General features: G+C 65.5%; 14 protein-coding genes. 10 read left to right on the top strand and 4 right to left on the bottom strand.

From position 1 onward, the window contains the following. Positions 1–88: 88 nt before the first annotated feature. The gene (locus tag AC3D24_RS06495) at positions 89–1,273 is read right to left on the bottom strand and encodes a M24 family metallopeptidase (protein WP_489029205.1); all 1,185 of its coding nucleotides are present in this window, start codon (positions 1,271–1,273) and stop codon (positions 89–91) included. Beyond that, positions 1,270–2,523 (bottom strand): NAD(P)/FAD-dependent oxidoreductase, encoded by a 1,254-nt coding sequence (locus AC3D24_RS06490; protein WP_489029203.1) that lies wholly within the window; start codon positions 2,521–2,523, stop codon positions 1,270–1,272. Before AC3D24_RS06490 ends, AC3D24_RS06495 begins: the two co-directional genes overlap by 4 nt. A 75-nt stretch (positions 2,524–2,598) precedes the next feature. On the opposite strand from AC3D24_RS06490, the gene AC3D24_RS06485 reads away from it, so the two are divergent. The 6 genes from AC3D24_RS06485 to AC3D24_RS06460 all read left to right on the top strand — a co-directional run bounded on the left by AC3D24_RS06485 (position 2,599) and on the right by AC3D24_RS06460 (position 11,489). Continuing rightward, on the top strand, positions 2,599–3,525 hold the full coding sequence (locus tag AC3D24_RS06485; RefSeq protein ID WP_489029201.1) for a dihydrodipicolinate synthase family protein: 927 nt from the start codon (positions 2,599–2,601) through the stop codon (positions 3,523–3,525). 12 nt (positions 3,526–3,537) lie between these two features. After that, positions 3,538–4,548 carry a 4-hydroxyproline epimerase gene (locus AC3D24_RS06480; protein WP_489029199.1) on the top strand — a complete coding sequence of 337 codons (1,011 nt, stop codon included), beginning with the start codon at positions 3,538–3,540 and terminating at the stop codon, positions 4,546–4,548. A gap of 49 nt (positions 4,549–4,597) precedes the next feature. Then, positions 4,598–5,251, top strand: a complete 654-nt coding sequence (locus tag AC3D24_RS06475) for a GntR family transcriptional regulator (RefSeq protein ID WP_489029197.1) — start codon at positions 4,598–4,600, stop codon at positions 5,249–5,251. Positions 5,252–5,276: 25 nt separating this feature from the next. Next, positions 5,277–6,698 (top strand): amino acid permease, encoded by a 1,422-nt coding sequence (locus AC3D24_RS06470; RefSeq protein ID WP_489029195.1) that lies wholly within the window; start codon positions 5,277–5,279, stop codon positions 6,696–6,698. Positions 6,699–6,768: 70 nt separating this feature from the next. Beyond that, positions 6,769–8,298, top strand: coding sequence for a glycoside hydrolase family 27 protein (locus AC3D24_RS06465; RefSeq protein WP_489029193.1), 1,530 nt, complete (start codon positions 6,769–6,771; stop codon positions 8,296–8,298). A 284-nt stretch (positions 8,299–8,582) separates the two neighbouring features. Then, complete coding sequence (locus tag AC3D24_RS06460; RefSeq protein ID WP_489029191.1) at positions 8,583–11,489, top strand: TonB-dependent receptor; 2,907 nt, start codon at positions 8,583–8,585, stop codon at positions 11,487–11,489. Between the two features lie 553 nt (positions 11,490–12,042). On the opposite strand, the gene AC3D24_RS06455 is transcribed toward AC3D24_RS06460, so the two are convergent. Next, complete coding sequence (locus AC3D24_RS06455; protein WP_056058003.1) at positions 12,043–12,378, bottom strand: DUF6481 family protein; 336 nt, start codon at positions 12,376–12,378, stop codon at positions 12,043–12,045. A gap of 296 nt (positions 12,379–12,674) precedes the next feature. Between AC3D24_RS06455 and AC3D24_RS06450 the strand changes: the two genes are divergently transcribed. Next, a complete protein-coding gene (locus tag AC3D24_RS06450) occupies positions 12,675–14,285 on the top strand; it encodes a hypothetical protein (RefSeq protein ID WP_489029189.1) in 1,611 nt (536 codons plus the stop codon). Between the two features lie 91 nt (positions 14,286–14,376). After that, positions 14,377–17,097, top strand: coding sequence for a TonB-dependent receptor domain-containing protein (locus tag AC3D24_RS06445; protein ID WP_489029188.1), 2,721 nt, complete (start codon positions 14,377–14,379; stop codon positions 17,095–17,097). A 166-nt stretch (positions 17,098–17,263) separates the two neighbouring features. Here AC3D24_RS06445 and AC3D24_RS06440 read toward each other — a convergent pair whose 3' ends face one another. After that, positions 17,264–17,920: a prolyl hydroxylase family protein gene (locus tag AC3D24_RS06440; protein WP_489029187.1), complete on the bottom strand. Its 657-nt coding sequence runs from the start codon at positions 17,918–17,920 to the stop codon at positions 17,264–17,266. 134 nt (positions 17,921–18,054) lie between these two features. Between AC3D24_RS06440 and AC3D24_RS06435 the strand changes: the two genes are divergently transcribed. Both AC3D24_RS06435 and gspD read left to right on the top strand, forming a co-directional pair. Continuing rightward, complete coding sequence (locus AC3D24_RS06435; RefSeq protein ID WP_489029186.1) at positions 18,055–18,873, top strand: type II secretion system protein N; 819 nt, start codon at positions 18,055–18,057, stop codon at positions 18,871–18,873. Beyond that, complete coding sequence (gene gspD, locus AC3D24_RS06430) at positions 18,870–21,080, top strand: type II secretion system secretin GspD (protein ID WP_489029184.1); 2,211 nt, start codon at positions 18,870–18,872, stop codon at positions 21,078–21,080. The genes AC3D24_RS06435 and gspD overlap by 4 nt, the downstream gene beginning before the upstream one ends. Positions 21,081–21,165: the final 85 nt, after the last annotated feature.

The raw sequence follows: 21,165 nt of genomic DNA, 5'->3' as shown, positions 1-21,165 counted from the left end.
ACCAACCGCCGACTTCGACGTCTCTTCCTCTCCAATTTGGAGAGGAAGAGACCAAGCTCACAAAGCGGGGGGAACGGCTTAAGATACCTTAACCGAACGGCCGATCGATCGACGGCTGCGGCTCGGTGAACCAGGCCGCGCCCGTCTCGGTGACGTGGAAATGATCCTCCAGCCGGATCCCGAACCGGTCCGGCACCACGATCATCGGTTCGTTGGAAAAGCACATGCCCGGCGCGAGCGGCGTCCGATCACCCCGCACGAGATACGCCGGCTCATGAATTGAAAGGCCGATGCCGTGGCCGGTGCGATGCGGCAACCCGGGCAGTCGGTAATCGGGACCGAGCCCGGCCTTCTCCAGCACCGCGCGCGCCGCGGCATCGACGCTTTCGCACGATACGCCAGGACGGACGGCGGCGAAGGCGGCGGCCTGGGCCGCGTGCTCGACGTCCCAGATCGCGCGCTCCTCGTCGCTGACTTTGCCGAATGCATAGGTGCGGGTGATGTCCGAATGATAGCCGTCGACGCGGCAGCCGGTGTCGATCAGCACAAGCTGGTCCTCCTCGAGCAACTGGTCGCCGGGCAGGCCGTGCGGGAAGGCGGTGGCAAGGCCGAACTGGACCGCGCAGAAATAGGATCCGCTCGATCCGAGCGTACGGTGCGCTTCGTCGATGAAGCGGATCACTTCGCTGGCGGCGATGCCGGGCGCGAGGATCCGGGCGGCGCGGCGGTGGACCTCGATCGTCATCGCCTTGGCCTGCGAGAGCAGCGCGAGCTCGGCCGCGCTCTTGATCATCCGGCAACCATCGATCACGCTCGCCCCATTGCCGAGCGTCAGCCCGCCGACGTCGCCAAGCGCGGCTGCGACGCCGTACGGCAGCAACGGATCGAGCAGCAGCCGCGCGCCTGCGGGCAACGCGTCTGCGACCAACGCCGCCGGGCTCTCATCCTCTTCCCAGAGCCGCAGCTCGGCAGGCACCAACAGCGCGGCGTCTAGCGAACCCTGTTCGAACCGGGGACAGATCATTACGGGATCGCCCGCGACGGGCACCAGCAGCGCGACCAGCCGCTCGGTCGCACCCCAGGGAACGCCCGCGAAATAGAGCAGGCTGTCCCCGGCGCCGATCAAAAGCGCATCGGCGCCCACCGCCGCGGTCAGCGCGCGGACCTTGTCGAGCCGGGCAAGACGCTCGTCGCGGGTGATCCGCGGCGCAAGGTCGGGCCAAGGCGCCAGCGTTGCGAGCTGTTCGGTCGCGGTCGATCCGCCGATGGTCATTGAGGACGTCCTTTTATTGCGAAGCGGGAGAGCGAGAAGGCCGGGATCGGCACCGGCGGCGTGTCGCCCGCAACCAGCGCCGCGACGATCCGCGCGGTGATCGGTGCCAGCGTCAGGCCGAGATGCTGATGTCCGAACGCGTAGAACAGATTGGCGTCGATGGTCGAGCGACCGATCGCCGGCAAATAATCGGGGAGAGTGGGACGCGACCCCATCCAGCGGCTGTACGGCCCGGCGATCGGCAGCCCCAGTTCGGCGACGTGCCGCTCCAGGCGCTGCCATTTGCGGGGATCGGCAGGGGTATCCGGATCACCCAGCTCGACGAAGCTCGCTGCCTGCACGGTGTCGGCATAGCGCGTCACGATCATCGCGCGATCCTCGAACACCAGGGGCGGCATGTCGGCAGGCCAACCCTCGGGGCTGCCTTGGGCCAGGACAGGCGCGCGGATATGATAGCCGCGCTCGGCGATCATCGGCACGGTGTAGCCGAGCGGCTCCAGCAGCGCTCGCGACCGCACCCCAGCCGTCACCAGCACCAGATCGGCGTCATGGCCGACGACCCGGATCCGGTCGCCGTCACGCACCAGTTCGGCCGCCGCGCGCACGATCCGGCCGCCGCGGGCGATCACCGCCGCCTCCAGCGCTATGGCAAGTGCTGCCAGATCGGCGATCTGTCCGCTCCCCGTGAACCGGATCGCGCCCCCGACCGACCGCGCAATCCCGCCGAGCCGCTGCAACAGCCCATCGTCGGCATCGTCGATCCTGGCAGTACCGATCGCGGTCCGCGCCCATTTTGCGCGCCCGGCGGCGGCGGTCGCTGCGCTTTCCCATATGACGACATGCCCGTCGGCGCGCAGCAGATCGTCCCGACCGATGCTGCGGACCAGATCCTGCCACGCCGGCATCGCGGCGGCGAGCAAAGGCGTCAGTGCGGAGGTTCCCGCCGCAAACCGTGCCGGCGTCGAGGCGGCAACGAGCCGCGCCGCAAACGGCAGCCACCGCTTGGCCATCGAAGGCGGCAGCGCCAGCGCACCACCCACCGAGAACAGCCGACGCGGCACTGATTTCAATGCGGCGGGCGACGCGAGCGGTTCGACCTGTTCGACAGCGATGTGCCCCGCATTACCCCAGGACGCGGCACGACGCTCCGGATCCCCATCGAACAGGGTCACGGCAAGGCCGCTGTCGAGCAGCGCGATCGCGCTGCTCAATCCCACTATACCGCCGCCAACGATTGCGATCGATCGCACGCCATTCTCCTGTTGCACCGCGATAAAAATTTCGTATACAGTATATATAAGCAACCGCAGAAAGGTCGAGAACGAATGTCTGTCGAATGGAAGGGCGTTTTTCCAGCGGTGACGACGCAGATTCGTGACGATCTGTCGATCGATCTTGCCGATACGCAGCGGGTCGTCGACGACCTTATCCGGGACGGCGTGACCGGTGTCATCGCGCTCGGGACGGTCGGAGAGAACAACTCGTTCGAGTTCGACGAGAAGGTCGAGATCCTTACCGCGATCGTCGAGGCGGTCGCTGGCCGCGTGCCGGTCGTGACCGGCGTATCCGAATACGACACCCGTCGCGCCCTGCGGTACGCTCAGGCGGCGGAGAAGGTCGGTGCCGATGGCCTGATGCTGCTGCCGCCGATGGTCTACGTCCCCAAGGCGCATGAGCTGGTCGAGCATTTCAAGGGCGTCGCCAACGGCGTCGGCCTGCCGATCATGCTCTACAACAATCCGCCTGCCTATCGCACGCAGATCGACAACGACGTGCTCGCGGCGCTGGTCGACGTGAAGAACATCGTCGCGGTCAAGGAATCCGCGCCCGATACACGTCGCTTCTCCGACGTGGTCGCCGCGTTCGGCGATCGCTACGTCCTGTTCGCCGGGCTCGACGACGTCGCGCTCGAGGGGCTTTACCTGGGCGCGCAAGGGTGGGTCTCCGGCCTGACCAACGCGTTCCCGCGGGAGTCGGTCGAGCTGGTCAACGCGTTTCAGCGCGGCGATCACGCCAAGGCGATGGAGATCTATCGCTGGTTCATGCCGCTGCTGCATCTCGATGCCGAGCATGATCTGGTCCAGTCGATCAAACTTGCCGAGCAGGTGATGGGGCGCGGTTCGGAGCGGGTGTTGCCGCCGCGCTATCCGCTGATCGGCGCGCGTCGTGCCGAGGTGATCGCGATGGTCGAGAAGGCCGCCGCTACCCGGCCCAATCTCGCACCCAACCTCGCTCACGCCGCCGCAGCCTGATAGCCTCGGGCGATGCGTCACACCTTCTTCTGCATCGACGGCCACACCGCCGGTAACCCCGTCCGCCTCGTCGTGGGCGGGGCCCCCTTGCTCCAGGGGGCGTCGATGTCGGAGCGGCGCCAGGATTTCATGGCACGGTTCGACTGGATCCGTACCGGCCTGTGTTTCGAGCCACGGGGCCACGACATGATGTCGGGCGGGTTCCTGTATCCGCCGACCCGGCCCGATACCGATATCGGCATCCTGTTCATCGAGACCAGCGGCTGCCTGCCGATGTGCGGGCATGGGACCATCGGCATGGTCACCTTCGGCCTGGAACACGGCCTGATCCAGCCCGCCGTGCCGGGCAAGCTGCGGATCGAGGTGCCGGCTGGCGTGATCGACGTCGTTTACGAAACGCTTGGCGACAAGGTGACTGCGGTACGGATCACCAACGTCCCCGCTTATGTCGCGGCACGGAATATCCAGATCGACGTTGCAGGCATCGGCCCGCTGTCGATCGACGTCGCCTATGGCGGCAATTATTATGCGATCGTCGAGCCGCAGGGCGCTTACACCGGGCTCGACGACCTCGGCGCGGCGCGGCTGATCGACCTGAGCGGTCGGGTCCGCGAGGCGGTGCGCGGCGTGTTCGAGCCGGTGCATCCGCTGGATCCAACCATCCGCGGTGTCAGTCACGTCCTGTGGGCCGACGCGCCGCGCAGCGCCAGGGCGGATGGGGGCGCCGACGGTCGCAACGCGGTGTTCTACGGCGACAAGGCGATCGATCGCTCGCCATGCGGCACCGGCACCTCCGCACGGCTCGCGCATCTCGCCGACGGCGGACGCCTTTCGGTCGGCGATCGCTTTGTCCACGAAAGCTATATCGGCAGCCGGTTCGTCGGCCGGGTCGAGGCCGAAACGACGCTCGGCGAAATGCCGGCGATCATTCCGTCGATCGAGGGCTCTGCGATCGCGACGGGCTTCAATACGATCTGGATTGATCGCAGCGATACGTTCTGGGAAGGTTTTCAGGTCACGTGAGCCGGCACCGTCGTTTTGGCCACGTTCCTCGCATGGGAGCCTTCCGCTGATGGCCATCGTCGTCCGCACATTGTCAGAACAGGTCTTCGAGATCGTCCGGGAACAGATCGTCACGGGGAAGCTGGTCGGCGATACGCCGATCCGCCAGGATGCCCTGGCAAGCGAGCTCGGGGTCAGCAAGATTCCGTTGCGCGAGGCGCTGGCCCGGCTGGAGCAGGAGGGGTTGCTCACCAGTCACGCCAATCGCGGCTATGCGGTCCGACCGATGTCTGCCGCCGAAGCCGACGATATCTTCGCGCTGCGATTGAGCATAGAGCCGAACGCAGCCGCCTATGCCTCGACCGTCGCCGACGACGATGACCGTGCGATCGCGACGGCCGCATTCGAGGAGCTCGACAGCGCCGCTGGCGAGCGGCTCGCCGAAGTGGCCATTGCCAATCGCGTCTTCCACACTGCGCTGGTGCGGCCGGGCCGACGCCTGCTGACGACCCAGACGGTCGAGCGGCTGGCGATTCTCGCCGAACGCTATGTCGTCGCGCATCTTCAGCCCGCCGGGCGCGAGGACCGCGCGCACCTCGAACACCGTGAACTCCTCGATACCTGGCTGGCACGGGACGAGGCTCGGCTGACGACGCTGCTGGCCAGCCACATCCGATCGACGCTGCTCGATCTGCGTGGCCAGTTCGCGTCGGGCTCCGACTGAGATCGACTATTTAGGGGATGCGTACATGCTTGGACCGCGAAAATCGTTCGAAACGCCGGCGCATCTTCAACAGCATAGCTTGGCCAAGACGCTCAGCTGGCCGCATCTGATCGCGCTGGGGGTCGGCGCGATCGTCGGCACCGGCATCTATACGCTCGTCGGCGTCGGTGCGGAGCGCGCCGGGCCTGCGGTGATCCTGGCTTTCGTCGTCTGCGGCATCGTCTGCGGGTGCGCGGCACTCGCCTATACCGAGATGGCGACGCTGATCCCCGCGGCGGGCAGCGCCTATACCTTCAGCTACACCGCGCTGGGCGAAACCGTTGCGTGGATCGTCGGATGGAGCCTGATCCTCGAATATTCGCTGGCCTGCTCGACGGTCGCGGTGGGCTGGTCGGGATATCTCGTCGGCTGGATTCAGGCGGCGGGCATTCACCTGCCTGCCGCCTTGCTCGTCGGACCGCATGGCGGAGGGCTCATAAACCTGCCGGCGGTGCTCGTGTCGCTCGCCGTGATGGGCATGCTGATCCTGGGCACGCGGCAGAGCGCCACGCTCAACATCGTCCTCGTCGTCATCAAGCTCGTCGCCCTGACGATCTTCGTGATCTACGCGCTGCCCGCGTTCAAAAGCGGCAACCTGCATCCCTTCATGCCCTATGGCTTTGGTTCGACCGAGGTCGGCGGTCACAAGCGTGGGGTGATGGCGGCGGCGGCGATCGTGTTCTTCGCCTTCTACGGCTTCGATGCCGTCGCGACGTCCGCCGAGGAAACCAAGAACCCCAAGCGCGATCTGACCATCGGTATCATCGGATCGATGCTAATCTGCACCATCATCTACATGGCGGTGGCGATCACCGCGATCGGTGCCCTGCCGTTCACGCAGCTTGCCAACTCGCCCGAGCCGCTCGCGCTCGTGCTGCGCCAGCTGAGCCAGCCGTTCGCCGCCCAGCTGATCGCGCTCGCCGCGGTCATCGCGCTGCCCTCGGTGATCTTGGTGATGATGTATGGGCAAAGCCGCATCTTCTTCGTGATGGCGCGCGACGGCCTGTTGCCGCGTGGTCTGGCCAAGGTCAGCCCCCGATCGGGTGGTCCGACAATCATCACGCTCCTCACCGGGCTGACGATCGCCGCGGTTGCGGGCTTCTTCCGGCTCGACGAGATCGCCGAACTGGCGAATGCCGGCACGCTGATCGCGTTCATCTCGGTTGGGATCTGCCTGATCGTGCTGCGCCGGACCGCACCGGACATCCCGCGTCTGTTCCGCTGCCCGGCCGCCTATCTGGTCGGCGGGCTGACCGTGGCGGGATGCCTCTACCTGCTCGCCAGCCTGCCGACCGCGACGCTGGTACGCTTCGTGATCTGGAACGTCGTCGGGCTCGCGATCTACTTCGCCTATGGACGGCGCAAGAGCGATGCGGGCCGCGCGGCGCCGCTGGCCGCGGTCCGATGACGAACGCCTAGGGCCGCCGGCGCACGCATGCGCCGGCCCTTCGTTTCATGCAATTTCGGGAGCTTTTGCCATGCGCCACTGGGTTGCCACGCTCGCCCTTGCCCTGACGGCTGCCACCGCCACCGCGTCGGGCGCGGCGCCGTCGCCAACTGCCACGGCAGGGATGGAGGGCGTGTGGATTTTCGACAAGGCGCCGGCCAACCCTGGAGTGACGATGATGGAGATCGATCGCACGACAACAGGGCTATCCGGTCGGGTGACGACGCAGTGGTATGGCCCGATCGCGATGATCGATCCGAGGATCGACGGAAACCGCCTGAGCTTTGCGACGCGCAACATCAACGATCGCGCCAATCCGACGCGCCGCTGGACGGCTACTCTCGGACCGAACGGCGTCACGCTCGACGGCATGATCTGGGAATCGCACGTGGTGCAGACGGCGCGCCGGGGTACGGCCGCAGACCGCCGCGCACGGACGTTCCAGCTGGCCGCGCTGCCGCCGTTCGCGGCGCTGGCGTCGGATGGCCTCGCCCCGACGCCGCCGATGGGCTGGAGCAGCTGGAACAGTTTCGCCGACCGGATCGACGACCGGACCGTACGGGCGATGGCGGATGCGATGATTTCCACCGGCCTGCGCGACGCCGGCTACCGGTTCGTCAACATCGACGATGGTTGGCAGGGGGAGCGCGATGCCGCCGGCGTGTTGCACGCCAATGCGAAGTTTCCGGACATGAAGGCGCTGGCCGAATACGTCCATGCCCGCGGACTGAAATTCGGCCTCTACAGCTCGCCCGGCCCGCGAACCTGCGCCGGGTATGAGGGCAGCTACGGCCATGTCGCGCAGGACGCGAAGACCTTTGCCGCATGGGGCGTCGACTACCTCAAATATGATCTGTGTTCGGGCGAATGGTTCTACGCCGACGCCGATACGGTGCGACGCAGCTATGCCGAAATGGGCGCGGCATTGCGCGCGACCGGCCGCCGCATCCTCTACTCGCTGTGCGAATATGGTCGCTTCGACGTCGCGTCCTGGGGGCGCTCGGTCGGCGGGCACCTGTGGCGCACGACCGGCGACATCACCGATACCTACCAGACGATGGCGGATATCGGCTTCGATCGGAATCCGAAATTCGGTCATGCCGGTCCCGGCGGCTGGAACGATCCCGACATGCTCGAACTCGGCAATGGCGGCATGAGCGGCGATGAATATGTCACGCACATGACGGTGTGGGCGATGTCGGCGGCACCGCTGATGATGGGACATGACCTCCGCCGAATGGATGCGAGGACCCGTCGATTGCTCGAAAACCCTGGCGTGATCGCGATCGATCAGGATCCCGCGGGCGTCCAGGGCAAGGCCGTGCGAACCGAAGGCGATACGACGATCTGGTCCAAACAGCTTGCCGACGGCACGGTCGCGCTTGCCCTGTTCAACCGCGCGACGACCGCGGCGTCGATCGACGTGCGACCGGCGGACGCGGGCCTGATGACGATCGCGGCGATGCGCAATGTCTGGACGGCCACGGACGTGGCGGCATCGCGTACCCGGTTCGCCGTTCCCGGCCATGGCGCGGTACTGCTGCGCGTCCGCGGACGCTGACGCGACTCGGAGTTAAGGCCGCCTTTAAATTCCAGATTCCTGGGTATGTGGTCGATTCATCACCGCCGAGCATGGCGCCGATGCCCTTGAGCTACATGCTCGGTACGTCCGGACTTAGGGCATTCCTGTGCAATTATCGATGCCTATCGGCCGTTCCCAGCCACATTTGACGTCGTACGTCGGCCAGCTTGACAAACATAATAACTCAGACCACAAACCGTATACCATATCTAGTATTCGAAGTGGCAGGCGTAGTTTGATCAGAGGGGGGTTCGAAAATGCGGGTGAGGACGAGTCTGAAGTTTAGTTGTGGTGCGGCGGCATTGCTGGTTGCGACTATGCCGGTCACCAGTGCGGCTACCGGTCTGCGCAGGATCGCTGCGACGGGCGCAACCGCAACCGCAGCGACAACCGCGGCGGTCGGCGCTACCCAGGATACGCGCACGCCCCCGCCCGCCACTCGGGCCCAGCGCGCTGCTGCCCGAAAGGCGGCCAAGGCCGCGCGCCGTGAACGGGCGCAGAGCAAGAATCACGCCGATCAGGTCGCTCAGGAAGGCGATGTCGTCGTCACCGGTATCCGCGCCAGTATCGCGTCCGCCCGCAACAAGAAGCGCAGATCGAAGGAGATCGTCGACTCGATCGTCGCCGAGGACGTCGGCAAGCTGCCCGACAACAACGTGCCTGAGGCGCTGGCGCGCGTTACCGGCGTCCAGATCGATCGCGTCCACGGGGAGGGCTCGACCGTCACGATCCGTGGCCTGTCGGACGTCCAGACGACGATCAACGGCTACGAAGCCAGCGCCGCCGGATCGCGATCGCTGAACCTCGCCGACATTCCTGCCGAGTTGCTGAAGTCGGTCGATGTCTACAAGACGCGCAGCGCCAGCCAACCCGAAGGCGGCATCGCCGGTACCGTCAACGTCGAACTTCGCCGCCCGCTGGATCTCCAGAAGGGCCTTACGGTCGCCGGCAGCTTCCGCGAAACCTTCTCCGACATCGGCAACACCAAAAGCCCTTATGGCAGCCTGCTCGTCGCCGATCGCTTCGACACCAGCATCGGCGAAATGGGATTCCTGCTTAACGGGTCGCTGACGAAGAACAATTACAACGAGAACTTCGTCGCGGCGGAATCACCGCTTGTCGCAGGCCTCTACGCGGGTAGCCCGACGCAGCTCGCGTTGCCGGCTGCGCTCCGCGGCACGATCATTCCCTATGCGGTCACCTACGGCGTAGAGTCTGGATCGACCAAGCGTCCGTCGCTCAACGCCTCGTGGCAATGGCGCGCGAACGACCATCTCGATTTCGTGCTGGAAGGTTCGTACATCGGCGTCCGCCAGACGTCGGCCAGCGACTATCTGAAGATGCAGACCAACAGCGACCAGGGCAGCTTTTCCGACGTCGTGGTCAACGATGACGGCACGATCCGATCAATGACGCTGAACAACCCGAACGGCGTTCAGGGTGGTCCGCTGTCGCTGTATCAGAAGATGAAGAGCGACACCTACACCACCAATTTCGAAACGCGTTGGAACAAGGATCGCGTGCACATCAAGTTCGGCGCGCAGTATAACTGGTCCGACGTCGACTCGTATACGGTGCAGCAGCAGACCCGGTTCACCAACGGCACGGCGACGCATGTCGATTTCAACTCGGACAACGTGCCCGGTGGCGGCCCGTACATCACCTTCCCGACCGTCGACATCTCGGATCCGAGCACGTCGAAGCTGTATCAGATCCACGACCAGAACAGCACGTACAACGACACGCTGTTCGCCAGCACCCTCGACCTGACCTACGACGCCAGCGCCACCGGCCTGCTGCGCTCGTTCCAGATCGGCGGACGCTTCACGAAGCGGACGATGGAGAACACCTACGGGTACCGTGACGCGTTCTTCTTCAACACCGCCACCGCGCCGACACTCGCCTCCGTTGGCGCCGCGACCGGGGTTGGCCTCGTCACCACGACGCCGGACATCCGCAACGCCGGCGAGATCCCGACCTGGTATCATTTCGACAACGCGGATTTCTACAAGAACTTTTCCGCGCTCCGGGATTACATGATCGCCAACGGTGCCGACCTGCAGGGCCGCGACTGGACGACGGCGCGGCCGGGCAACAACGATCCGGGCCAGGCGTATGGCGAGAACGAGCAGACCTTCGCGGCTTACGGACAGCTCAATTACGGGTTCAAGGCGATCTTCCCGATCGATGGCACGCTGGGGCTGCGCTACGTCAACACCTGGGGCCATTCCTCCAGCAGCCAATATTCCTATAACAAGGGGGCGAACGGCAGCGTGATCTACACGCTCGTCACGCAGCAGGTGTCGGCCAAGGCCAATTACACCGATCTGCTGCCGAGCGCGACGGCGACGATCCATTTCACGCCCAAATTGCAGATGCGCCTGTCCTACACGCACAACGTCCAGCGCCCGAGTTTCTATGATATGCGGTCGTTCCAGGAACTGCGCGATGCCATCGCGAGCCCCACCGGGCCGGTCTATGCGGGCAATCCCGATTTGAAACCGGTGCAGGAAAACAGTTACGACGCCACGCTAGAATATTATTTCGGGTCGGGCGGGCTGTTGTCGCTGAACGGGTTCCTCAAGAACCAGACCGGCTTCATCTACTATACCTCGGCCACCGAATATGTCGCAGCGATCGCGCGTGACGCATTGGTATTCAAACAGCGCAACGCCGGTCCTGGCAAGATCGCGGGTCTCGAAGCACAGGCCAACACGGCATTCGATTTCCTGCCCGGTTTCGCGCGCCACTTCGGCACAGCTCTCAATTTCACGTTCATTCCAGTGAACGAGCTTCATCTTTATCCCGACGACGAAGTGCCGGACGTACCGCACATCTTCGATTCACCCTTCACCTCGCGCTATTCGGGCAACGCCTCGCTATACTATGACACGCCGATGTTCAGTGCGCGCGTGGCGTATAATTACAGGTCGAAATACAAAACGAGCATCGATTATGTGAACCCAGGCTATTCGATCTTTACGAAGGCGACGTCGCGGCTCGATGCGGCGATCAATGTCACACCGATCAAGTTCATCACCTTCAGCCTCGAAGCGACCAACCTCCTGCGCAACAACGCCCGGACCTATTTCGGGGCGTTCAATTCGCTGCCCGTAGGCGTGAGGGAGCAGGCCCGAACCATCCAGGCGGGCGCACGCTTCCGCTTCTGATACGTCGTATCGATCGGTCACGTCCGCGGCTTGTATTGCGAACGGGACCGGTCGGCGTTCAATCTCCCCGAATTATCAGCGCGAGGTAGCCCCTCGCAAATGTCGGGGATCCCGCCTCATCACGTATCCGACGGTTTCCAAACCATGATCATGTCCCTGGTGGGGAGGGCAGGGCCGTCCCTGCGGGTGCATTTTTGCAAGCCCGGTCACCAGCGCGACAACCTACGTCCGCAGAATAGGACGCCAAGCCCCGACGTGCGAAGGCGTACGGGTCAAACACGCCTTCATGGCGTCGATGTTCGGTCAATCCTTCGCAAGGTTCTGAGGCACCCGGTGCTCCGTCGAGCCAAGATGGCGACGGTCATCGGGGTCTGACCGCCCGCTAACGATAGCGTCGCGGACGTGACAGCGGTCAGCTCTGCGATCGGACGGTGCCGATCACGACGACAATGACGCCGCACCTTGCCCAGCTAGCGCCGGAAAAGGTGCGCGCATCAGTCACGGCTATCCCGAACATATGCTTTTGGGCGGCAGTGCAAGCCGCCCGCCCCAGTCACTTTTTCTTGTTCTTCCGCGCCGCATATTTCGCGTCACGAATCGCCTTCTTCTCGGCGTCGGTCAGCTCGACCTTGGCCTCTGCCTCGCGCTTCTTGGCAGCAGCGGCCTCGGCCTCGGCCTTCTTGGCAGCCTTGGCCTCGTCCTCGGCGGCACGCTTGGCAGCGCGCTTCTCGCGCTCGGCGAGTTCCTTGGCTTCGCGTGCGGCGAGACGCTCGGCGACGACCGCCTCGTCGATCGGAGGCTTGGCGCGCAGAGCCTCGAGAGCCTTCTGCTTGGCGGCGGCTGCGCTGCTCGTGCGATCCTGGAAACTGGGGTCCTTGAAAGAGGCCATTATCGTCGAATAATCCTGTAATGATGGTCTGACCGCGACAGCGCAGGGATGCGCCGCGGGTGACTCTGGCAGCGCCTGTAAATCATCGCGCGCCCGATCGGAAGAGATGTGTTCGCCCGGCGCGATTTCAACCCGTCGCCGCGGTTCGTGTCATCGGCTCGTCACATCCCGGTCACGCAAACGTCATCCAAATCGCATCGTAGCGTCACGCTGTCCGCCTACTCGCCCAATCGAGGTCGGCAGGGGGGAGCCTGAGTCGATCCATCAGATCAACGATCCGACCGGGAGTCTCTCGAATGACTACGCACGCGCCCTTTTTCAAACGCCTTGGCCTCGTCCTGCTCGCCGGTACCGCCTGCGTCGCACTGTCCGCTTGCGATGGCGCCGACAGCGTCGCGTCACCGGGTGAAGGCGTGATCGTCGTCCCGGGTACGCCGACGCCGAGCCCGACCCCTTCGCCGACACCCACGCCTACACCCGGCACGCCCGCCACGTCGTGCCCGACCGGGACCACCGATGTCGGCATTCTCGGCAATTATCGCTCTTGCCGCTTGCCGTCGCTGATCACCTCGGCGCTCAGCCTGCCGAAGGTCGCGGGCGTCGCGTATGAGATCAACGGCCGCGTCGATGTCGGCGTCGACATCGGCGGCGCGGGCAGCGCGCCGGGCGGCATCGCCACGACGCTGACGATCGCGGCCGGCTCGCTGCTCTACGCGAACACCACCAACGCGGATAACGACTATATGGTCGTCAACCGCGGCTCGAAGCTGATCGCCGAGGGCACCGAGACGCAGCCGATCATCTTCACCGCACAGGCGAACATCACCGGCGGCGTGACCGACGAATCGCAGGGGCTGTGGGGCGGCATCATTCTCGCCGGTCGTGCACCGATCTCGAACTGCAACACGACCGTCGCCGGCGGCAACGCGGCCTGCGAGAACGTCGTCGAGGGCACCAGCACGGCGCTGTACGGCGGCGCGGTGCCGACCGACAGCAGCGGCAGCGTCCGCTACGTCCAGATCCGCTATTCGGGCACGGTCATCAGCCCGAACAACGAGCTTCAGGGCCTGACGCTCGGCGGTACCGGCTCGGGCACGACGCTCGATCACATCCAGATTCACAACAGCTCGGACGACGGCATCGAGATCTTCGGCGGTCGCAGCAACCTGCGCTATCTGGCGCTGACCGGGTCGGACGATGACGGCCTGGATACCGATGTCGGCTGGCAGGGCTTCGTGCAGTTCGTGCTGGCGATCCAGAAGCCGACCAACACGCAGACCGACAATTACTCGACCGAGATCGATTCGAACGGCTCGGAAGACGCGCTGCCCCGCCAGGCGTACACCCTCGCCAACTTCACGTTCATCGAGACGTCGACCGCGACCAACGCGGCGATCCGTCTGCGCGGTGGTGCCGATGCGACTTTCGTCAACGGCATCGTCAGCAACCCGAACAGCGCGTGCCTGAACGTCATCGCCGGCGCCGATGCAGGCGGCAAGACGACCATCCGTCCCGCCAACACCGATCTGCAGGACAAGGGGCCGCCGGTGTTCAATTCGGTCGTGTTCAGCTGCCTGACGCCGTACGCGACGACGACCGTCAACGCCGTGACCGTGACGACCGAAGAGCAGCAGGCGCTGTTCCGTGCCGGCACCAACAACACCGAGAGCGCGGCCGTCGGCTCGGCCGTCACGGGCATCTTCCTGCCCGCTGGCGTGTCGACCACGACCACGGCGTTCAACGCCGCCACGCTCAACCCGGCGGGCACCGCGTTCCTCGTGAACACGAACTATGTCGGCGCGGTCAACGGCACCACCGACACCTGGTACCGCGGTTGGACGTGCAATTCGAACCGCGCGAACTTCGGCACGACCAGCGGCGCCTGCACTGCGCTGCCGACCAGCTGACACCGACGCAGAGCCTTGAGGCTGCGCGGGGGGCGGGGGCCTTCCGCGCAGCCTTTTTACCTACCGAATTCCTCTTGTTGCCGGGGCAGCCATGAAGTCATCCGTTCTCGTCTCCGTCCTGCTCGCGACGACGACACTCGTCCCGGCGCAGTCGTTCGCGCAAACCGCGCCCGCCGGCAGCGTCGTCTCGCCGCAGGCCGGTACGCCCATCGAGCAGCGCGCCGATCCGGCGGCGCAGGCCGAGCAGCAGCAGGAACAGGTCGACATCTCGACTCCCGGCGGCGCGGGCGGCGGCGAAGACATCGTCGTCGTCGGTCGCAATATCCCCAACGCGGTCCGCGCCACGGCAGAAGTCGTCAACGTGCTGTCGTCCGCCGACATCGCGCGGACCGGCGAAGGCGACATCGCTGGCGCGCTCCAGCGCGTCACGGGTCTGTCGGTGGTCGGCAACGGTCTCGTCTACGTCCGCGGTCTCGGCGATCGCTATTCGTCGTCGCTGCTCAACGGGTCGCCCTTGCCGAGCCCCGAGCCGCTGCGCCGCGTCGTCCCGCTCGATATCTTCCCGACCAACGTGATCGCCTCGGCGGTCGTGCAGAAAAGCTATTCGGTCAATTATTCGGGCGAGTTCGGCGGTGGCGTCATCAACCTGACGACCAAGGCCGTGCCCGAAAAGACGTTCTTCCAGTTCGGCGGATCGGTCGGCGCGGACACCGTCACGACCAGCGAGCTGGGCTATGTCTATGACGGCGGCAAGCACGACTGGACCGGCTTCGACAGCGGCGAGCGCAAGGTGCCCGGCTTCATCAAGACCGCGGGCGCCAACGGCACCTCGCTGACCGGCGCGCAGATCACGCCGCTGTCGAACGCGAAGACGACGCTGCTCCAGCAGAACAACCAGATCCCGGCGAACCTGTCGGGTGAGACGAGCTTCGGCACCTCGGTGGATCTCGGCGGCACGCGCGTTGGCGTGATCGCCGCGGCGGGGATCAGCAACACATGGCGGACGCGCGACACGCTCCAGCAGTCGACCGACGACGTCGGTGGCATCCTCACGCGCGACTTCCGCACGGTGCTGACCGACAACCGGTCGATCATCAACGGCCTGCTCGGCTTCGGCGCGGAGTTCGGCGAGAACAAGATCCGCTGGACCAATCTCTATATCCACGACACCCTCAAGCAGGGGCGCCTCAGCACCGGTTCCACGTCGAACATCGGCGACGTTTCGGGCATCCAGCCGTTCATCGTCCAGAACACCAGCTGGTTCGAACGCCAGCTGATCGACACGCAACTGGTCGGCGAGTTCAAGTTCGGCGATTTCGCGCTCGATACGCGTGGCAGCTACGCCAAGACCGAGCGCAATTCGCCGTACGAGCGCCAGTTCACCTACCAGTACAACGCGACAGTCGGCGATTACACCAACAACCTCAGCGGCTTGCAGAGCGCGAGCGTCGCGTTCAGCGAACTCGACGAGACGCTCTGGTCGGGCCAGGCCAACCTCACCTGGAACGCGCCGTTCGACCGGCCGTTCGCGCTCTCGGTCGGCTATGCGTATAGCGACACCGACCGCACATCGAGCCGCTACACCTTCCGCTACCAGACCGCCGGCAACGTCGCGCTGAACGACGCGGTGGCGCAGGAACGACCCGACTTCCTGCTGTCGGACTTCAACCTCCAGACTTACGGCATCGGCCTGCAGAACACCTGCGTCGCGCCGAACTGCGCTCCCACCTACGACGCATCGCTGCGGATCCACGGCGCGTATGCGCAGCTGGAGGGCGAGATCGTCGACGGCCTGCGTGCCAATGTCGGCATCCGCTACGAGGACGCGCTGGAGACGGTGCTGCCGGGCGGCGGTGCTGGCGTTTCGTTCGCACAGACCAATCTGTCGCGATCCTATTGGCTGCCGGCGGTGACGGTGACGTGGAACTTCGCGTCGGACATGCAGCTTCGCGGGCATATGTCGAAGACGCTGGCGCGCCCGCAGTTCCGCGAACTCGCGCCGCAGCTGTACCAGGATTTCGAAAGCGATCGCCTATTCTTCGGCAACCCGTTCCTGACCGATTCGCAGTTGTATAATGGCGAACTGCGCTACGAATGGTATTTCGCGCGCGACCAGAAGTTCAATCTGGCCGGCTTCTACAAGCGCATCGACAACCCAATCGAGGCGGTCGCGTTCTTCCCGGCGGGCAGCGACACGCTCCAGACCGGCTTCGCCAACGCACCGCGCGCGAACCTGTACGGCGGCGAGGTCGAGCTGCAGAAATACATCCCGCTCGACGGGCTGGGCGAAGGCTTCTTCTCGACGCGTCGCCTCGTGGCGATCGCCAACTACACCTACACGCACTCCGAACTGAAGATCGGCGACGAGCTGATCGCCAGCCCGATCCAGAGCAACGGCACCACCGCCAGCCTGCGTCCGGCCAACGTGCTGTTCCAGGACGGCGCGGCGCTGACCGGGCAATCGGATCACCTCGTCAACCTGCAGCTCGGGATCGAGGACAAGGCGAGCCTGTCGCAGCTCACCTTCCTCTTCAACTACGCCAGCAACCGCGTGACCAACCGCGGCCCGGTCGGCGGTGGCGGCGGCGTTCGCCTGCCGGACCTGATCGAGAAGCCCGGCATCCGCTTCGACGTGGTCGCGCGCCAGGGGATCGACGTTTCGGGCAAGCAGATCGAGGTGAAGTTCGAGGCGCGCAACCTGACGGGCACCGGCTACCGAGAGTATCAGACCTTCTCGAACGGCAACGAAGTCGACATCAACCGCTACAAGCTGGGTCGGGTGTTCACGCTAGGGGCAAGCGTCCAGTTCTAAGGGCGATCGGGTTCCCCTCTTCAATCCTCCCCCGCCAGGGGGAGGTGGCACCGAAGGTGACGGAGGGGGAGGACACGGAACAGGGATTACCCTTTCCGCCCCCTCCGTCTGGCGAAGTGCCAGCCACCTCCCCCTGGCGGGGGAGGATCGCGGCGAGCCGCATGCCTCACCCCCATTTCTTCTCCCGAAACCATTTCGTGATCACGTACTTGACCCCCGCGCGCACTTTCATCCCATGATGCAGCGTCGCCGCATTCAAGCTTCCGTCCGCGCGTCGGTTGTTCCACGCGAGCAGCTTGCCCGTCTCCGGCTGAACGATCTTGTCGATCGCTTTGAACCGCGTCGCGCCGCCCGCCTCAGGCTGGTTGAGGTAGATCATCACGGTCCACGTCCGGTTCCCCGCGATCCCGCAATAGCGCTGGTAATCGACGCCGTTCGGCGCGAAATAATCGGTGTGTCCTTTGAACTCCTGCCCGACCGCATAGCGTTGCCCTTGCAACGGCTCGCCGTGCGCGGGGTCGAGCCCAGTCAGCGCGAGTATCCGACGCTCGACCTCGATCACCATCGGATCGTCGGCCGACAGGTCCCCCGTCTCGCTCGTCCGATAACTCGCATCGCCGTTCGAATCGGAGATCGTCGACGCCCGCCGCACCGCATCGATCCGCTCGATCAACGCTGCACACAGGTCTGGCGGCAGGAAGTCACGCCGCACGAACAGATCGAGCTTCGCGCTCGGCACGCGTTGCACGCCAGGCACCGACAGCCGCGCGATCACCGGTTCGGGGGGCAGGCCGGAGCCACTGGAGGGAGGATGCTCGCACATCCGCGTCTTCTGCCAACCCCGAAGGCGAAGCGCTACCCCGCCGAACGTCTGTCATCGGCATGCAACCCATTGACGCGGAATTGTAACATGGCATGCCTACGCGACGAGATGCGGGAAAATGGGGTGGGTCGCGGATGCGATTGAAGCTGGACGCGCGGGCGCGCCGTATCTTGCGGCGTATGCCGGTCGTGAATGTCTATAGTGTCGTCGAACTCGCGCTGTTGGCCGGGCTTGCGGTGCAGTGCGCGCGGCTGGCGTGGACGATCGTGACGCCGATCACGCCGCTCGGTGACTGGCGCCCCGCTGCACCGGTCGTGGTCGGCTCGCCCGCCGACATTCTCCGCGGCTTCGATCCGTTCTTTCGTCTCGGCGGCGCGGCAGGCCAGCCCTCGACCGTGACGTCGCTGCAACTGACCCTGTTCGGCACGCGGATGGATGAGGCGATGGGCCGCAGTTCCGCGATCATCGCCGGTCCCGACGGCGTGCAGCAGAGCGTCGCGATCGGCGACGAGATTCAGCCCGGCGTTCGCCTCAAGGCCGTCGCGTTCGATCACGTCACGATCGATCGTGGCGGCGCCGACGAGGACCTGTTTCTCGATCAGTCCGGCGCCGTGACGCCCGTGGTCCCAGGCGCGGCGCCGGCTGGCGCACCGGCACCGGTCGTCGGCATCCCGGTCGCGCAGCTTCGCAGCGAGATCGGTTTCATCCCGCGCATCGACGGCGGCCGTATCAGCGGGCTCACCGTCCGGTCGCAGGGCTCGGGCAACGCGTTCCGCTCGGCTGGGCTGAAGGACGGCGATGTCGTCACCTCGATCGGCGGTCGCCCGGTTTCCGGCCCGGGCGATCTCGACCGCATCGCCAAGGATTTCGCGGGCGGCGGCAACGTCCCCATCACCGTAGAACGCGGCCAGGACACCCTGCCGCTCGCCATCACGATCGCGCCACCTCAATGAAAAAGCTTATCCTCGGTCCGGTCGTCGCGCTCGCGCTCGCCGCCAGTGTCCACGCCCAGACCACGCTGAACGTCCGCGATGCCGACATTCGCGCGTTCATCGCCGATGCCGCCAAGGTCACCGGGCGCACCTTCATCATCGACAACCGCGTCGCCGGCAAAGTGACCGTCGTCACCGATCGCCCGCTGTCGCGCTCCGAATATTTCGAGATCTTCCTATCGACCCTGCGCGCGAACGGCCTCGTCGCCGTGCCGACCTCGAACGGCGCGTTCCGTGTCCAGCCGCTCGACAACGCCGCGTCGCAGCCGAGCCGGATTGGCGTCGCGGGGGCGGCGCGCAACAGCTACGTCACCGAAATCGTCCGCCTCCGCGCGATCGACGCGCAGTCGGCGGTCGAGACGGTCCGCCCGCTGGTCAGTGCGCAGGGCTCGGTGAGCGCGAACCGTGGCGGCAACAGCCTTGTCGTCGTCGATTTCGCGGACAACATCCGCCGTATCCGCGAGGTTCTCCGCCGGATCGACACCGACACCTCGTCGACCCGCGTCGTCGCGCTCAAGAACGCCAGCGCCAAGGAAATCGCCACTGCGCTCCAGGGCTTGATCGGCGCGGGATCGGGCGGCGGGCAGGGTGGTGCAGCCGCCACCGGCCCGAGCGCCTCGGTCGTCGCCGTCGAAGGCTCGAACGCGGTCGCGCTCCGCGGCGATCCCACCACCGTCGCCCGCCTCGCACAAGTCGCTGCCGATCTCGACCAGAAGGCGCGCAACGGCACCGAGATCAAGGTCGTCTTCCTCGAAAACGCCGATGCCGAGCAGTTGCTGCCGGTCCTCCAGGAGCTCGTCGGTCAGACCCCGACCCAGCCCGTGCAGACCGCGCTCTCCCGCTCGAATTTCGGATCAAGCAGCACCAACGGGGCGTCCGGCGGCCAGTCGAACAATTCCCAACCACAGATCCCGCAATCCGGACCATCATCGAGCGGCGGTTCATCGGGCTCCGGCCAGCCCGCCATCACCGCAGCCGGGGGCAAGACCGCAGCCGTCGTCACGCGCTTCGCCGGCGCCAACGCGATCGTCATCGCCGCCCCTGCCGAAATCCAGCGCCAACTGAATGAAGTGGTCCGCCAGCTCGACACCCGCCGCGAACAGGTGCTGGTCGAGGCGATCGTCGCCGAAGTCTCCGATTCGACCGCCCGCACGCTCGGCGCGCAGTTCATCGTCGGCGACCCGAGCGGCGGCGCATTCGGCGCGTCGACCTTCTCGAACTCCGCACCCAACATCCTGCAGATCGCCGGCGCGATCGGCGCGACGCAGCTCAACACGTCGAGCACCACGACCACCAACACGGACGGCAGCACGACGACGACCAAGACCACCAGCGCGGCGGCGGACACGCTCCAGCAGTCGGCAATCGCCTCCATCCTCGGCGCGGCTGGTGGCTTTGGCGGGTTCGGCGGCAAGATCGGCAGCACGTTCTTCGGCGCGATCATCAACGCGGTGAAGAGCGATACCACTTCGAACCTCCTCCAGGTCCCGCACCTAGTCACGCTCGACAACCAGGAGGCGCACAGCCTCGTCGGGCAGGAGATCCCGATTACCACCGGGCAGGCGCTCAGCACCAATTTCGACAACGCCTTCCGCACCACGCAGCGCCAGAACGTCGGCATCGAACTGACCGTGCGCCCGCAGGTGAACTCGAGCGGCACGGTGAAATTGAACCTCCGCCTCGAGGTGAGTTCGATCGCCGGCCCGGTATCGAGCGACAACAGCGACCTGATCCTCAACAAGCGCGAGGTCGAGACCGTCCGCACCGTCGACGACGGCCAGATCGCGGTGATCAGCGGCCTGCTCGACGACAATGAGCGCCGCACGATCGAGAAGATCCCGCTGCTCGGCGACTTGCCCGTGCTCGGCCATCTGTTCACGTCGAAGGCCAAACAGCGCTCGAAGACCAACCTGATGATCTTCATCCGCCCGACGATTTTGCGCACTGCAGAGGACAGCCGCAAGCTGACCGAACAGCGCTACGGCTATGTCCGCCTGCAACAGGGCTTGCAGGAGCCGGGGGTCGAACCCTCGATCGACCAGCTTGTCCGCGACTACATGGGCGCCGCGCCGCCGATCCCGAGCGCGCCGATCCCCGGCAGCATCGAAGACCCGCGCATCGCGGTGCCGGTCCGCACCTCGACGATGGTCGTGCGGCCGAAGAAATGATCATCCGCGAAGGCCACGAGATCGACGCTCTTCCTTCCCCCCTCCCGCAAGCGGGAGGGGCCGGGGGTGGGCTCGCGCTCTCCGT

Source organism: Sphingomonas sp. SL1004 (assembly GCF_057815015.1).
Note: the sequence above shows the minus strand (reverse complement) of the source record. Positions and strands in the feature narration are given on the sequence as shown.

Coding starts and splice junctions, on each gene's coding strand:
- AC3D24_RS06455 (WP_056058003.1), bottom strand. CDS start 12,378: ATGGCCTCTTTCAAGGACCCCAGTTTCCAGGATCGCACGAGCAGCGCA.
- gspD (WP_489029184.1), top strand. CDS start 18,870: ATGAAAAAGCTTATCCTCGGTCCGGTCGTCGCGCTCGCGCTCGCCGCC.
- AC3D24_RS06495 (WP_489029205.1), bottom strand. CDS start 1,273: ATGACCATCGGCGGATCGACCGCGACCGAACAGCTCGCAACGCTGGCG.
- AC3D24_RS06450 (WP_489029189.1), top strand. CDS start 12,675: ATGACTACGCACGCGCCCTTTTTCAAACGCCTTGGCCTCGTCCTGCTC.
- AC3D24_RS06465 (WP_489029193.1), top strand. CDS start 6,769: ATGCGCCACTGGGTTGCCACGCTCGCCCTTGCCCTGACGGCTGCCACC.
- AC3D24_RS06485 (WP_489029201.1), top strand. CDS start 2,599: ATGTCTGTCGAATGGAAGGGCGTTTTTCCAGCGGTGACGACGCAGATT.
- AC3D24_RS06480 (WP_489029199.1), top strand. CDS start 3,538: ATGCGTCACACCTTCTTCTGCATCGACGGCCACACCGCCGGTAACCCC.
- AC3D24_RS06475 (WP_489029197.1), top strand. CDS start 4,598: ATGGCCATCGTCGTCCGCACATTGTCAGAACAGGTCTTCGAGATCGTC.
- AC3D24_RS06470 (WP_489029195.1), top strand. CDS start 5,277: ATGCTTGGACCGCGAAAATCGTTCGAAACGCCGGCGCATCTTCAACAG.
- AC3D24_RS06435 (WP_489029186.1), top strand. CDS start 18,055: ATGCGATTGAAGCTGGACGCGCGGGCGCGCCGTATCTTGCGGCGTATG.
- AC3D24_RS06440 (WP_489029187.1), bottom strand. CDS start 17,920: ATGTGCGAGCATCCTCCCTCCAGTGGCTCCGGCCTGCCCCCCGAACCG.
- AC3D24_RS06445 (WP_489029188.1), top strand. CDS start 14,377: ATGAAGTCATCCGTTCTCGTCTCCGTCCTGCTCGCGACGACGACACTC.